This is a genomic window from Bacteriovorax sp. BSW11_IV, assembly GCF_000447755.1.
Classification (GTDB): Bacteria; Bdellovibrionota; Bacteriovoracia; order Bacteriovoracales; family Bacteriovoracaceae; genus BSW11-IV.
Genome location: NZ_AUNE01000055.1, coordinates 23,049 through 37,532, shown reverse-complemented (window position 1 = coordinate 37,532; position 14,484 = coordinate 23,049). Strand labels below are relative to the sequence as shown.

Below are 14,484 nucleotides of genomic sequence, written 5' to 3'. Positions count from 1 at the left end.
TGCCCTTGTGTTTTTCCCATGTAAAATTTTAGTATGGCCCAGGTACATACAAAACAAGCAAAAGAAAAAGAGCACGATTTTATTCTCTTCGAAGAGTTTTTTGAAAACTTCACTTCCGAGCACACCCGTTCAAATTACATGAGAGATATTGAACAATTTTTGTCATGGATTAATTTTTATTTTAAGATTTCTGATTATAAAAAAATTGAACGCATCCATATTATTAAGTACAGAAACTATTTAACCGAGGCCGGTGGTCGCGATGGCAGTGCTTGTGCACCAAAAACTATTGGTCGAAAGCTAGCGAGTATTTCAAGCTACTTTCATTATCTTGTGGAGCGCGGACAAAGTGAATTTAATCCTGCCACCAGTGTAAAAAGACCTCGCACAGAAGTGATCACACCGACCAATGCTCTCACAGGGGATCAAGTTCGAGAACTGCTTGGTTCAATCGATCAAAACAAACACGCAGGCCCTATGCATCGAGCACTTCTTCTTACCTTTTTTACGACAGGTCTAAGAAAGAGTGAAGTGTTAAACTTAAAGTTTAAAAACTATAAGCGTATCGGCCCCAATACAATTCTTGAATTCAAAGGTAAAGGTGGAAAGCTAGGACAAAAGCTACTACACCCAAGTGCAATAGAGGCGCTAGAAAGCTATTTTTCGTGGATGGAAAATGTTGGTAGAAAGTTAGAAGACAATGACTGGTTGTTTCAACCAACTAAGAACCCTAGCAACCCAGAAAACCTTAATAGGCCTCTTAATCCAAAGACCATCAACGAAATCTTGCAATATTACGCTAAGAAGATTGGCATCTTTTTCAAAGTAAGCCCCCATTCTTGTCGAGCGACTTTCATCGGAGAATTACTTGAACTCGGTGTGGATATTTATACCGTTGCCAGAGAAGTAAACCACTCCTCTGTTAAAACAACTCAAGAATACGACAAAAGAAGAAAGAAATTATCCGACTCTCCAGTGCATAAACTGGATTTTTAGGGCCTCAAAAACTAAGAGGCCTTCTTCTCAACTTCGCCTAAAACTTCGCTAAGAGCATCCAAAAAAGTATCTTTTTGTAATGAATTCTTATCAATAATCTTTTCAAAACCAAGAGTCATCATTCGCACCTTATCCATTTGTGTAAGGGAATCAGCTGTGATGAGATAAATGGAAGAATGTTGAAAAATATGATTTTCACTAAGTTTAACGATTAAGTCTTGACCGTTTAGAACAGGCATATTGAAATCAATGAGAACACACTTTGGTCTATGCTCTAAAATAGCGGCGAGGGCCAGTTCTGGATCACTGAAAAAAGTATAATTTAACTTGTGATCTTTGAGCATTGAACTAAAAACTTTGCCCATAAATTTGTCATCATCAACGATAATTAAGTCTGGCCTTTCCATTAACTTCATCCTTCAGGTTTTGGTTAATTGTCTCATCGGTTTTTATTTCGCAGGGTTTAATTTTCTTCAAATTGGGCCCTTCAAAACTTGGACAACACAATATCTAGTGCCCTTACACCTTGCGCCACCTCTACATATTGTATAAACACAATGCGCTAGACGCACCGAAAACGCCTAAATATTGAACAAAGTAAGGAAATTTTAAAAAATTTTTACAGTGCTAATAAAAAAATAATAATGCTTGCAATACCGATAAATACAGGGGTTTAGAGCATGTAAAGGGAAAAATAAAAATTTATTTTTAACTTAACCCTATGCACATACAATTTCTCAGACTTTTATCGTTGAAAAATTGTGATCTCCTGCTACTCTTTTCCTATGACTAGAAAAAATTAAGATTGCGAAAAAACACAACAGCAACCAACTCTTTCAGTCAACTACACACACGACAAAATTAATGAGATACACAGACATTAGAGACACACGTAAGGAGGCATTGTGGATCCAATTTTAGCTCCAAATGAAGACCGCTTTGTTCTTTTCCCAATTAAATACCAATCAATCTGGGAAATGTACAAAAAACACATGGCAGTATTCTGGACAGCAGAAGAAATCGACCTGATTCCAGATCTTGCAGACTGGGAAAAGCTTAACGACAACGAGAAGCATTTCATTACTCACGTTCTAGCATTCTTTGCAGCGAGTGACGGTATCGTGAATGAAAACCTTGCTCTTCGTTTTTACAACGACGTTCAAATTCCTGAGGCGAGATGCTTCTATGGTTTCCAAATAGCCATGGAAAATATCCACTCAGAAACATACTCACTTCTAATTGACACTTATGTTAAAGACGCGGTTCAAAAAGACAAACTCTTCCACGCCGTAGAACACTTTGACTGTGTTTCTAAGAAAGCAAAATGGGCCATGAAATGGATTGGTTCTAAAAACAAATTTGCAGAAAGACTTGTAGGTTTTGCAGCAGTAGAAGGTATCTTCTTCTCAGGTTCTTTCTGTTCTATCTATTGGTTGAAAAAACGTGGACTAATGCCAGGTCTTTGTACTTCTAACGAATTTATTTCGAGAGACGAAGGTCTTCACTGCGAATTCGCTTGTTTGATCCACTCACTTCTATCAGAAGAAGAACAAGCAACTAAAGAAACAATCACTCAGATTCTTACTGAGGCCGTAGAAATTGAAAAAGAATTCATCACTGAGGCCCTACCAGTATCACTTATTGGTATGAACGCTGACATGATGGCCAAGTACATTGAGTTTGTGGCCGACTACTGGCTAGAAAGACTTGGTTGTAAGAAAGTTTACGGTACTGCGAATCCATTTGATTGGATGGAGCTTATCTCTTTAGAAGGAAAAACAAACTTCTTCGAAAAAAGAGTATCTGAGTACCAAAGACCAGGTGTTCTTGGGGACAAACAACAACAAACTTTTACATTAGATGCGGAGTTCTAAAAAATGTACGTTATAACAAGAAGTGGTGAAAGAGAGCCAATCAAATTTGATAAAATTACTGATAGAATTGAAGCTCTATCATTCAAATTAGACAGAAATTTTGTAGACCCGACTCTTATTACTCAAAAAGTAATCGAAGGAATCTACGACGGAATCACAACTCAAGAGCTAGATAAGCTTGCTGCTGAGACTGCGGCCTATCTTTCGACGAAGCACCCAGACTACTCTATCCTTGCTGGTAGAATAGCTGTTTCTAACCTACACAAAGAAACAAAGGGATGCTTCTCTGAAAATATTAAAGCTATGTACAGCTTCGTAAACCCAGCTAACGGTGAGCACGCTCCCCTAGTTTCTAAAGAACTTTACGAAACAGTTATGGCAAACGCAGAAAGACTTGATAAAGCAATTGTTGATAAAAGAGATTTTAGCTACGATTACTTCGGTTTCAAAACACTTGAGAAATCATACCTCCTAAAAATGGACGGTAAAATTGTTGAAAGACCAGGTCAAATGCTAATGAGAGTTTCTGTTGGTATGCACATGAATGATCTTGATGCGGCCCTTGAAACTTACACAGGTATGTCGAAGAAGCTTTTTACTCACGCAACTCCGACACTATTTAACTCTGGAACAAACAAGCCACAACTTTCAAGCTGTTTCCTTCTGACAATGAAAGGTGACTCTATTGAAGGTATTTACGATACTCTAAAGCAAACGGCGCTTATTTCTCAATCGGCCGGTGGTATTGGGGTGTCTATCCACAATATTAGAGCAAAAGGTTCTTTCATCAAAGGAACTAACGGAACAAGTAACGGTATTGTTCCAATGCTTAAAGTATTCAACGACACTGCTAGATATGTAGACCAAGGTGGTGGTAAGCGTAAAGGTTCATTTGCGATTTACCTTGAGCCATGGCACGCAGATATTCATGATTTCTTAGAACTAAGAAAAAACACAGGTGCGGAAGAGCAAAGAGCAAGAGATCTTTCTTACGGTCTTTGGATTCCAGACCTATTCATGAAGCGTGTTGAAGAAGATGGTCCATGGACTCTTATGTGTCCTCACGAGTGTCCAGGTCTATCAGACTGTTATGGGGCTGAATTTGATGCTCTATACACTCGTTATGAAAAAGAAGGAAAAGGTAAAAAGACAGTTCGTGCTCAAGACCTATGGTTTGCTGTTCTTGAATCACAAATTGAAACTGGTTACCCATACATGCTTTACAAAGATTCAGTTAACGAAAAATCAAACCAAAAAAATCTTGGTACGATTAAGTCATCTAACCTTTGTACAGAAATCATGGAATATACTTCACCAGATGAAGTTGCAGTTTGTAACCTTGCTTCAGTTGCTCTTAACAAATTTGTTAAAATTGAAGAAGGAAAGCCTGTTTACGATTTCGAGGGTCTATACAATATCGTTTACAGAATGACTCAAAACCTTAACAGAGTTATCGACATCAACTACTACCCAGTAATTGAAGCCCGTAACTCAAATATGAGACACAGACCAATTGGTCTTGGTGTTCAAGGTCTTGCTGATACATTCTTTATGATGAGACTTCCATTCGAGTCTGAAGCGGCCCTTACACTAAATAACGACATCTTTGAAACAATCTACTTTGCAGCGGTAACAGCTTCAAAAGATATGGCGATCAAAGATGGTGCTTACGAGACTTTCCAAGGTTCTCCAATTTCTCAAGGTCAATTCCAATTTGATCTTTGGGGTGTAAAACCACAAAGTGGTCGTTGGAACTGGGAAGCACTAAGAAGCGAAGTACTTGAGCACGGAGTAAGAAACTCTCTACTTGTTGCTCCAATGCCAACAGCATCAACTTCTCAAATTCTTGGAAACAACGAGTGTTTTGAGCCGATCACTTCTAATATTTATGTTAGACGTGTTCTTTCTGGTGAGTTTGCCGTTGTTAACAAATACCTAGTAAGAGATTTAATTGAAGCTGGTCTATGGAATGAAGAAATCAGAACTGAAATCATTGCAAACAATGGTTCAATTCAAAGTATTCAAGCAATTCCTGAGGATCTAAAAGAGCTATATAAAACTGTTTGGGAAATTAAGCAAAGAGCTGTAATTGACATGTCAGCAGGTCGTGCACCATTCATCGACCAAGGACAATCATTAAACGTTCACATGCAAGACCCTAACTTTGGTAAGCTTTCTTCTATGCACTTCTATTCTTGGAAAGCTGGTCTAAAGACAGGTATGTACTACCTGAGATCACGCGCTGCTGTTAACGCTGTTAAGTTCACAGTTGAAAACAAGAAAAAGACTGTAGAAGAAAATATGGCAGCACTTGTATGTTCACTGGATAATCCAGAGTCATGCGAGATGTGTGGATCATAATTCAAAAAGCTATGCAAATAATAAGGCCTCCCATTGGGAGGCCTTTTTTTATTCACCAGTAAATTTTAAAACTTTAACTTTATACATTTGAACCTTTTCATCGAATATCTCAGGTCCAAACTGAGGCGTAATATCCACAAAGCCCGATTCATCGGCCTCAGGTATACGAAGGTATGAGCGAATCACTAAAACGGCCCCAGGGGCCAAACCTGGCCTTATATCTTGGAGAAAATTCTTCTCGAGATCCCCTGCAAAATAACTTGGAACATCAGATAAAGACAAAAAGTCAAAAGGCCCTTCATTTTTAATGGCACTCACCATATCTGTGGCCACTAAATCGACTTTTGCCTCTGCGAGATTCTTTTTAACAGTATTAAAGTTTTCCTCAGTGGCCTCGACAGGATTACCATCAGCATGAGAGATTTCACCGAAAAAACAAAGATGCATGAAATAACTTTCGCGGGCCAGCTGTTCAGTCATAAGGTGTTCAAAAGCATTTTGATAATAATCAAGGTAGCTCTCGGAAACGTTCTTTTTAATAAAGTCTCCCTTATATAAAAGAGCATTAAACATCGCTTTATTACCTAAAACAAAGAGCACCATTTGCCATTTCTTAAATGGAAAATCATTCTCATAATATCGGGCCTGATCACCAATATGATAAAAATTGAAAATGCGATCATAATTTTTACCTAAAATTGAACGATTAATTTTTGCGAGAACCTTAAACGTCTTCTCCCACTTACCTAAGTAAAGGATCGACTTCCAGCCATTATCTTTGAATAATTCTAAAAAATAGACGTTGGCCTCATCTGACAGACTCAAGGTATAGAAAAGCTCACGTCTTTTGTGAGAATAATCATATGAGCCATAAGGGGGAAAACCCCAAAATAAAAGAAAATCTTGAAAAGTAAAATGGCGAATGGTCTCACGACGAAGTTCTGTGATGTAGAGCTGATTTTGTGAGACATCTGCACAAACGAGTCTTTTAACGCCATCTAAAACCAATGGTAAAGCGCGGGACCCACATCCAGCAATTGCGAAAATATTTTTAGGCGAAAGTTTTTTCACCATGGCCACTTCAAGGCGTGTATCTTCATTACCTAGACTGTAATTTAGCTCGCTAAAATACTTTTTAGTCACAAGTAGACTCCCTTTTTACTAGCGCATGCTCACGACACAAATCAAATTCTTCGTCCGTTAACACACCATTATGACCCATAATCGTGGCCAAACGAACACCATGTTCACGCGCCATGCGATCTATTTCAATAACTTTATTATAATCGATTCTTCGCGAAAGTGTGAAAGATTCATAGCGGCCCTCTAGGGCCAATAGTGCCGTTTCAGCAAGACAGGCATAAACCATATCACCCTCAAGGCCAATATCAATTTTCATTTCAACTTCACCAGGCAAAAGAACTTCACCCGAGGCCACAACCATAACATCTGGTCTGGTTAAGGCCTCTTCTTTGCTAATATCAAAAGGGCGAGAGACATCACATATTACGGCACCGGCCTTAACTTGAGAGATGTCTAAAATTTTCTCCCCTTGACCACTGGTCGTTGTAATAATGAGATCCGTTTCATGAGAAAACTCATCAGGATTAGTACCGATACGAATTTCCATTGCCGGAAAAAGCTTTAAAATTTCTTCTTTAAGTTCAAGAAGTTTATGGGCCCTTGGGGCAACCAAAATAATTTCTTTCCAATTCTTACACAATACTTTCGCACTCACGGCCCCAATACTACCAGTGGCACCAACGACCATGGCACGACCTTGATAACGGCCATCTTCCTTAGGAACAAAACCAAGTTTATCAATCGCATATTTTGCTGCCCACAAAGTCGAGCAGGCCGACAATGAATTACCAGTCGTCACAGGTATTGGACTTCTATTGTTTACAGTAACCCCTGCATCACCAACAATCTTTGTATAAGCTCCTAGACCTATTATCGAAGCGCCATGGTTTTTGGCATCATATGATAGAGAGACAAGTTTTTTATAAACGCTCTCTGGATTTTTTTGCATTAATTTTTTAGGCGTCTCAGTCACAGCGTAAACAAGACCCTCTACAGTTTTACCATTTTTTTTACTAGTGATATTTTTAATACTTCCATAGTAAAAACCAGGCATATAAGAAAAAGCATCTTCGGCCATTTTCGTCATAAACTTACTGCGAGGAAGTTTTCTAAGAAGTGGATGCTTCAGTAAATATTCACCAGAAAGAGGATGAATAATAAACGCGAATCGCGATTTGTCATCGACACTTTTTGGCGAGAGTTCAATGGCGTGAACTTTAGTATTTTGAGATTCAATCCAACTTAAAATATCCTTTTCTCTAAGCTCACTTTGCTTTGACTGCAGGTAAATTAGGGCCTCAATTATGGAAAAGTTTAGGCCATCAAGACCAATGCTTGGATCTAGGAGGGAAGAAACATCTGCAACACCAGCTGCCTGAAATTTTCGAGTAATCTGCGGAGTTACCATGTCAAGAACAACAGATTTCCCTTTTAGGTGTGTGAGATCGATATAGTTAAATGAAGCTTCCGTACCGACAAAAACGTCATTATTAAAAAACTCACTCATATTAGGAGTGTTTGTACTAAATAATGATAATCGGCTTCTTCTTAGAGTTTTTTTCTTCATAAAAGGAACAAGTGAACCAATAAGAAGATTTAATGAAGAAAGTGACTTTAATAGTTTGGGTATTTTTAAGAAGAAATACATATCGGCCAAAGTAAAAGAAACTCCCGACTCAGATAGGACTTCGGCCTCTCTGCGCGACAGGGCACCTGAATAGAGTGCGAAGCTTTGACCCTGATAAAAATTAGAGCGGGCCACAATATCTTTTCTTAAAACATAAGGGATATAAATATCTTTAAGGGCCTGTCCATCAAATATTGGAGTTTCAAATGCACTGGCCTTTACTTTTGAACTTTGAGGGTGAGTAAAATACTTATTTTTTCCATAAGTAATTTGCGAAGGTATGCCTGAAATACAAAAAGCATCACAATTACCGTCATATTTTTTTATAAGAGCTAGAGTTGAATCGAGATTAAAATTGGTTGAATATTGAGTGATACGAAATTTTTCACCTCCAAATTCTACAATTTTATCATAATTATAGTCTTCCATCCCAAAAGAGACAGAGACAAGGTGCTTAATTGTTTTACTCACCTGCTAGGCCTTTGTTTTGTGCTTTATAATTACTAATAAAAGAATCGAAGTAATCTTCATAATTGGTCGCAACCTTTGAAAAATCTCGTTGAAATAATTCATTAGAAATGGTCGGTCCATAGAATAGATAATCATAAAGATTTGCTGGTATATTCACATAGGGTAAAACTTTTTTTAAAAGTGTAATCTTTCTAGTTGGTATAAGTTTTAAACGAATATCAAAAGCAGCAAGAACTTCTTTCAGAAAAATTTCAACATTAGGGTTGTTGTTAAAAACAATATTATAATATTTTTCATACTCTTTCTTTTCAACAATCCATGAACAGATCGCCTGAGTAACCATGTCGACATTACAAAAAGGCATCACACTAATGGGATTATAGGGAAAATAAAGAAAGAATAATTTTTTTAAAATATTCTTGAACTGATTAATGTAATTAATAACAAAATATGGACCGTCTAATTTAATTTGAACTGAAGCATCACTACTACCAAGAACAATCCCCGGTCTCATGACTGTTAGTGAACAATCAGGATGGAGAGAATTAACAATAAAATCCTCCGCCATATATTTTGTTCGTTCATATTCATTGTAGAATTTGTCTTTATTTTTAAGCGGAGATTCTTTTAATTCAGACTTAATACTACCGGCCACGGCAACAGTACTAATATGTAAGAAGCGAGATATTTTTAGCCGATTACAAACATTCACTAAACCCATTGACGCCACAACATTACTCAAATAAAGATCTCCATTATTTGCATCTAAATCATATAGACCAGCAATATGGATAATACCTTCAAAAGATTTCTGTTCCATATATTCGATTAATTCAATATCTGAAAGCTCACAGGCAAAGAATTCAACACTCGGATATTTGCTTTTTAGCTTCTCAGATAGACGATCAAATGTATTTGGACGTAAGGGACAATGAAGACGAATATCATCTACAAGATGAAGATGATTAAGAACAGATTCACCAATATGGCCGCTTGCACCAGTTAAGAGGAAGTCTCTCATGAAAGATGAACCTCCATCCCTTGTGCATAGGGATCGAGATCGTTATAAAAAACATTAAGACCTTTTTCAAGGACACTAATTTCAAAGTGAGAAGTATTTTGTAGGTTATCAAAAACCTCACCGTCACCAAAGAAAGATAGTTTTTCATCAGTTAGGTTTGTAATAGACATTTTCTTCGTTTCAAAAGTAATAATATTTGGATCAAGGGCCGGATCAGCTCCGCTGGCAAGGCGAATCATACAATTGGCAAGTTTTGCTCTATTATTATGCGTGAGAATAGTCACGTTAAAGCTTCCATCATCATTTTTAGTCTGTGGTGCCACTTCAAATGTTTGCCCGATTGTTTTCTGGTTATTCACCATAATAAGGGGGGATCTCACTTTGCCTGTGAACTGTTCACTTTCAATATAAAATTCATAAATTTTATAATTAATACTTAAAAACTCGCTCGCGGCCATGAAGGGATAAATCGCCCTTCCCGTAACTCCCATAAGTCTTTTAAAGGCCGGAAATTTCTTTCTTAGATCATTTATTTTTTCAGCAACGTTGGCCGCAAAACCAATACCACCATTGGTGGCCATATAGCGGCCATTAATATTGATGAGATCCATTTTTTTTGTATTTTTGGCGCGAACAACATGTGAAAGATCTTTCATTACTCGCTTTGAATTAAGCTCGCTTGCAAGGTCATTGGCCGTTCCCCCTGGGGCAACGTAAAGATTTAAATTAGTACCCGCAAGTTTTTGAATCATAGTATTAACTGTGCCATCACCACCAATGGAGATAATAGAATCAACACCTCTTTTGGCATCACTTTCTAGACCTTCTTCTAATTCAGCAATCGTGGTGGGACTTCTAAAATTGAGCTGAGAGCGAAAAAGAACTTCTTCAAGGCCTTTTTGCCAATCAAAACGATCCGAAGTGCTCGACTTTGCATTTATATAAATACTAATTTCTTGCATGGTGGTATCCAAGTTTCTGTGTGTTGGCCCATTGTATAAGAACCTGTAATTAGATGATACAGCTCCCTATAAAATTTACTGTATGGTTAAAAATAAAGCGGCCAGAAGCTACAATAAGGCAAAGGAATTATATGAAAACGGCCCTCATTACGAGTAAAGTGACCTTTATAGAGAACAATTATTCAAAATTTATTGAACTCCTCTTGGCATCAGGCAAGATTCACTACCTCATAGTCTTAGATAATAGTACCAACGAACATGTCCTAAAAGGACTGGCACTCATGCTTGCGGGCGCAAGAAAAACAGGGGCCAATCTAATCAAAAACCAACTCTTAAATAGGCACTATCACCAACAAAGAGAAAAGTTGGCGATTGGTTACAATGCTTCATTTCATGAATTTAAGACGGTGAATTGCGATGAATTTATAAATTTCGTAAAAAACCAAAGCATTGATCTCATCATCAATTCAAGAACGCGCTACATTTACAAAAAGGCCATTTTGAAGGCCCCTACTATTGGGTGCATAAATATTCATCATGGTCTTCTTCCCGATCAAAGGGGAACATTGTGTGATCTACAGTCTTTGTACCAAAATAAAGATGCAGGATTTACCATCCATGAAATGACGCCAAAACTTGATGATGGAAGAATTCTCCAACAACAGATTGTCTCTAAGAAAAATGAAATTCATTCTTTTATTGAGTATCAAAAAAAGAGCATGGAGCTAGAAGCAAATTGCTGTGAAAGAGTCATTGATATCATTTCAAATAAGCGCGAACTATATGGCACAACTAACACCAGTGAAAATATCATTTATTACAAAACACCAACTTTAAAACAAATAACAAAAATTAAAAGGAAAATAAAACTATGAGCGAAATTACAGTCAATATCCACCACGGCTCCCCTGGTCATCCTCATGACTTTTCCTTGTTAAAAGATAAACTCAAAGCAAAGGTAACATTTAATACTAAGAACGACATAACGCCATCTCTTACACAAACAGTTGAACTTGGATATTCGTTCGGATGCTTGAGCGCCATTAAAAGAGCAAACCGAAACCCTGAAAATACACAGGCCCTCATATTAATCGCTCCCTATATTTTCCCAAGAAAAGAGTCAGCTTTAAAACTCGCATTAATCAACATGCCAGTAGTTGGTCGCGCACTAATTAGTAAAGCAATGAATAAAAGTATTGAAGATATGCTCTTAAAGACAGCTTCGCCACAGGACGTTCCCCAAAGCTACAGAGAATGTTCAAAAAACTACCTCGATGTCGATCTGTTAATTAATAGTATCAATGAAAAGCAAGTCTCTTTAGAAGAGATTGAAAAAGAATTAAAAAATTTAAACAAACATAAAATAAAAATTTATCTCATCTATGGTGATGCTGATCAATCAATTATGCCAACTAAGCAAATTGAAAGACTAAAAGAAAAAATCGTTCTAACAGATGAATTAAAACTTGAAGGAATGGGACACGCCCTGCCTTGGACTGCCACACAGGCCTGCGTATCTTTTATTCATGGCGCATTAGAAGCACCAAAAAAAGGTTATTATCCAGGTGAGCATAAGATGAATAACGTCTGCTCATTCCTAGAAGAGCATATCAAAAAAATGCCAGACAAAAATGTTCTTTCTTGGGTTCCTTATGAAAACATTTTAAAATTTGCACACAAAGAAGCTGATAAACTTGAACATCAGCATGCATCTTTTATGGATCTTCATAAGGCCGTTGGAATTGTGGCCGGTGGACTAAAAAAACTTGGGATAAAAAAAGGTGATCGCGTTATTGTCTTTATTCCGATGTCGTTTCCGATGTATACGACTATGTTTGCGCTACAAAAGATTGGGGCCATCGCAGTCTTTCTAGACAGCTGGGCCAGAAAAGATCAGCTCGATGTTTCTGCAAAGGTCGTTGATCCCGTGGCCATTATTAGTATAGAAAAGGCCTTCCAATACTTAAAAGGCGTTAATGCGATTGATGCCATCGCAACAAAAATTTCAGTGGGACAAACTGATAACGAATACACAACTAGTTTTGAAAAGCTGATTTCAAGTAATGAGTGGGCCGATATTGAGGCAGTTGAAAAAGAGCATACAGCACTCATTACATTTACAACCGGATCATCGGGAACACCAAAAGGGGCGGATCGCTCACATCGCTTTTTGGCCTCACAACACTATGCCCTCAACCGCCATATCCCTTATGAGACAAATGATTGTGACATTCCAGCATTTCCAATTTTCTCATTAAACAATATAGCAGCTGGCGTATCAACTATTTTACCGGCCATTGATGTAGGTGTGCCAAATCCAATGGATGCCATGATTCTCTACACACAAATATCGACACAAAATGTATCTTGTACAACCCTATCACCTTCCTTAATGAATGGACTTTCAAAATTTTGTAATGACAACAATTTAACTCTTCCAAATATCAGAAGAATTATTACGGGAGGAGCACCTGTCTCAAAAGATGATGTAAGAAATATGAAAAAGGCCGCACCTTCTGCACAAGTGCTTGTCCTTTATGGTTCAACTGAAGTTGAACCGATGGCCCATATTGCAGATAATGACATGTTAAAAGAAAGCTCTGAGCGAGATGTAGAATTTGTTGAAGAAGGGGTCAATGTTGGTCATTTTGACGAAGGATTAAAAGTAAAATTCATCAAAATTGAAAAAGGACCTATCGAAATACATAGTGATCAGCAATGGGCACAATGGGAAAGGGCCCAGGGCGAAGTTGGTGAAATTATTGTTCAAGGTGAGCACGTGTGTGAGCGCTATTACAACAATGAAGACGCCTTTAAGAAAAGTAAAATCAAGGACCATCAAGGTCTTATTTGGCACAGAACTGGGGATCTGGGAAAAATGGATCATGATGGCAACCTATGGCTTGTAGGGCGCATCCATAATGCCATTCAAAGAGATGGTGAATACCTTTTTCCTGTAAGAGCAGAAGTGATTTTGAAAAGACTACCATTTGTTAAACATGCGGCCTATTTGGGTGTAGAACATAGTGAACTAGGTGAGGCCACATATTGTGTTTATTCGATCAACGAGAAGAACTTGGATCAATATAATGAAGAGTTGGCCCACAAAGAAATCATGAGACTGATGAATAAAAATGCCATTCCAGTAGATAAGATTATTTGTGTAGAAAATATTCCAATGGACCCACGTCACCACTCAAAAGTTGAATACAATAAACTAAGAGAGATACTTTAATGGGAAAAATGAGGGCCTTCATTCAATTTACAAATGAGAGATTTGATCCTGCAATTCATATCGTTATGATCGGCCTATTTGTTCTCTATCATCTAGCAATGGGTGGGGCAATCGGCCTTTTTGGAAACCCAAAAAGTTTATGGGGACTACTCTTTTGTCTATCATTTTTCTTTAAACTGAGACTTTATGATGAAATTAAAGATTATCAAACGGATCTTATAAATAACCCTACTCGCCCACTTCCCAGAGGGCTACTAACTTTAAAAGATGTGAGAATGGCCATTGTGGCCACTTTTGTATTTGAATTCATACTAACAATGAATGAATCTGGAACAACCAAGATGTTTACCCTTTTGGCATGGAGCTATTCACTGCTTATGTATAAAGAGTTTTTTATCTCAAAGTTTTTAGAGAACAAACTTACAACTTATGCACTAACTCATACATTTGTAGTTGTCCTTCTCTCATTAAGAACTTTTAGCGCCTTTACAGACAATCCTTTAAATTTCTGGCAAAGTTCACTTGCTTGTTATTTTTGTTTCAACGTTTTCGAATTTGGACGCAAAACATTTACTAATTCTGAAGAGAAGAAGGTTCAGACCTACAGTAATATTTTTGGAAAAGCAGGGGCCTTCATTCTTACGTTTAGTCAGATTTTGGTCGCAACCTATTTAGTAACACTTGCTCACAACAATGAACTATCTTACAGATTGATTGGCGTTGTTTTAACTTCATTCATTTTAATGCTTCCCTACTTAATGACAGATAAAATTTGGGCAGGAAAACTTTTTCGCTCAATTAGTTCAATTTTTATAATTTTATTTTTTATTACAAATATAACTCTTACTTTCTAG

The 14,484-nt window shown here is 37.4% G+C and carries 11 protein-coding genes; 6 read left to right on the top strand and 5 right to left on the bottom strand.

What is annotated here, in order from left to right; translation table 11 throughout:
* Nucleotides 1–33 precede the first annotated feature (33 nt).
* Nucleotides 34–996: a tyrosine-type recombinase/integrase gene (locus tag M899_RS16135; RefSeq protein WP_021272568.1), complete on the top strand. Its 963-nt coding sequence runs from the start codon at nucleotides 34–36 to the stop codon at nucleotides 994–996.
* Nucleotides 997–1,007: 11 nt separating this feature from the next.
* Here M899_RS16135 and M899_RS16130 read toward each other — a convergent pair whose 3' ends face one another.
* Nucleotides 1,008–1,403 (bottom strand): response regulator, encoded by a 396-nt coding sequence (locus M899_RS16130; protein ID WP_021272558.1) that lies wholly within the window; start codon nucleotides 1,401–1,403, stop codon nucleotides 1,008–1,010.
* 498 nt (nucleotides 1,404–1,901) lie between these two features.
* On the opposite strand from M899_RS16130, the gene M899_RS16125 reads away from it, so the two are divergent.
* Both M899_RS16125 and M899_RS16120 read left to right on the top strand, forming a co-directional pair.
* Complete coding sequence (locus M899_RS16125) at nucleotides 1,902–2,870, top strand: ribonucleotide-diphosphate reductase subunit beta (RefSeq protein ID WP_021272566.1); 969 nt, start codon at nucleotides 1,902–1,904, stop codon at nucleotides 2,868–2,870.
* A 3-nt stretch (nucleotides 2,871–2,873) separates the two neighbouring features.
* The gene (locus tag M899_RS16120; protein ID WP_021272532.1) at nucleotides 2,874–5,231 is read left to right on the top strand and encodes a ribonucleoside-diphosphate reductase subunit alpha; all 2,358 of its coding nucleotides are present in this window, start codon (nucleotides 2,874–2,876) and stop codon (nucleotides 5,229–5,231) included.
* A 48-nt stretch (nucleotides 5,232–5,279) separates the two neighbouring features.
* On the opposite strand, the gene M899_RS16115 is transcribed toward M899_RS16120, so the two are convergent.
* Genes M899_RS16115 through M899_RS16100 form a run of 4 tightly spaced genes read right to left on the bottom strand, consistent with a single transcriptional unit; the run spans nucleotide 5,280 to nucleotide 10,395 of the window.
* A complete protein-coding gene (locus tag M899_RS16115; protein WP_021272572.1) occupies nucleotides 5,280–6,374 on the bottom strand; it encodes a DUF3419 family protein in 1,095 nt (364 codons plus the stop codon).
* Nucleotides 6,367–8,412, bottom strand: a complete 2,046-nt coding sequence (locus M899_RS18100) for a hypothetical protein (protein ID WP_021272550.1) — start codon at nucleotides 8,410–8,412, stop codon at nucleotides 6,367–6,369. The genes M899_RS16115 and M899_RS18100 overlap by 8 nt, the downstream gene beginning before the upstream one ends.
* Complete coding sequence (locus M899_RS16105; protein ID WP_021272529.1) at nucleotides 8,405–9,433, bottom strand: SDR family oxidoreductase; 1,029 nt, start codon at nucleotides 9,431–9,433, stop codon at nucleotides 8,405–8,407. Before M899_RS16105 ends, M899_RS18100 begins: the two co-directional genes overlap by 8 nt.
* Nucleotides 9,430–10,395, bottom strand: coding sequence for a diacylglycerol/lipid kinase family protein (locus M899_RS16100; RefSeq protein ID WP_021272556.1), 966 nt, complete (start codon nucleotides 10,393–10,395; stop codon nucleotides 9,430–9,432). The genes M899_RS16105 and M899_RS16100 overlap by 4 nt, the downstream gene beginning before the upstream one ends.
* A gap of 131 nt (nucleotides 10,396–10,526) precedes the next feature.
* On the opposite strand from M899_RS16100, the gene M899_RS18095 reads away from it, so the two are divergent.
* The 3 genes from M899_RS18095 to M899_RS16085 are packed head-to-tail and all read left to right on the top strand — an operon-like array spanning nucleotide 10,527 to nucleotide 14,484.
* Nucleotides 10,527–11,270, top strand: coding sequence for a formyltransferase family protein (locus M899_RS18095; RefSeq protein WP_021272551.1), 744 nt, complete (start codon nucleotides 10,527–10,529; stop codon nucleotides 11,268–11,270).
* The gene (locus tag M899_RS16090) at nucleotides 11,267–13,630 is read left to right on the top strand and encodes an AMP-binding protein (RefSeq protein ID WP_021272560.1); all 2,364 of its coding nucleotides are present in this window, start codon (nucleotides 11,267–11,269) and stop codon (nucleotides 13,628–13,630) included. Before M899_RS18095 ends, M899_RS16090 begins: the two co-directional genes overlap by 4 nt.
* Nucleotides 13,630–14,484: a UbiA family prenyltransferase gene (locus M899_RS16085; protein ID WP_021272561.1), complete on the top strand. Its 855-nt coding sequence runs from the start codon at nucleotides 13,630–13,632 to the stop codon at nucleotides 14,482–14,484. The genes M899_RS16090 and M899_RS16085 overlap by 1 nt, the downstream gene beginning before the upstream one ends.

Excerpts from the sequence above, each read along its gene's own strand:
- M899_RS16135 (WP_021272568.1), top strand. The coding sequence starts at position 34 with ATGGCCCAGGTACATACAAAACAAGCAAAAGAAAAAGAGCACGATTTT.
- M899_RS16130 (WP_021272558.1), bottom strand. The coding sequence starts at position 1,403 with ATGGAAAGGCCAGACTTAATTATCGTTGATGATGACAAATTTATGGGC.
- M899_RS16120 (WP_021272532.1), top strand. The coding sequence starts at position 2,874 with ATGTACGTTATAACAAGAAGTGGTGAAAGAGAGCCAATCAAATTTGAT.
- M899_RS16105 (WP_021272529.1), bottom strand. The coding sequence starts at position 9,433 with ATGAGAGACTTCCTCTTAACTGGTGCAAGCGGCCATATTGGTGAATCT.
- M899_RS16100 (WP_021272556.1), bottom strand. The coding sequence starts at position 10,395 with ATGCAAGAAATTAGTATTTATATAAATGCAAAGTCGAGCACTTCGGAT.
- M899_RS18095 (WP_021272551.1), top strand. The coding sequence starts at position 10,527 with ATGAAAACGGCCCTCATTACGAGTAAAGTGACCTTTATAGAGAACAAT.
- M899_RS16090 (WP_021272560.1), top strand. The coding sequence starts at position 11,267 with ATGAGCGAAATTACAGTCAATATCCACCACGGCTCCCCTGGTCATCCT.
- M899_RS16085 (WP_021272561.1), top strand. The coding sequence starts at position 13,630 with ATGGGAAAAATGAGGGCCTTCATTCAATTTACAAATGAGAGATTTGAT.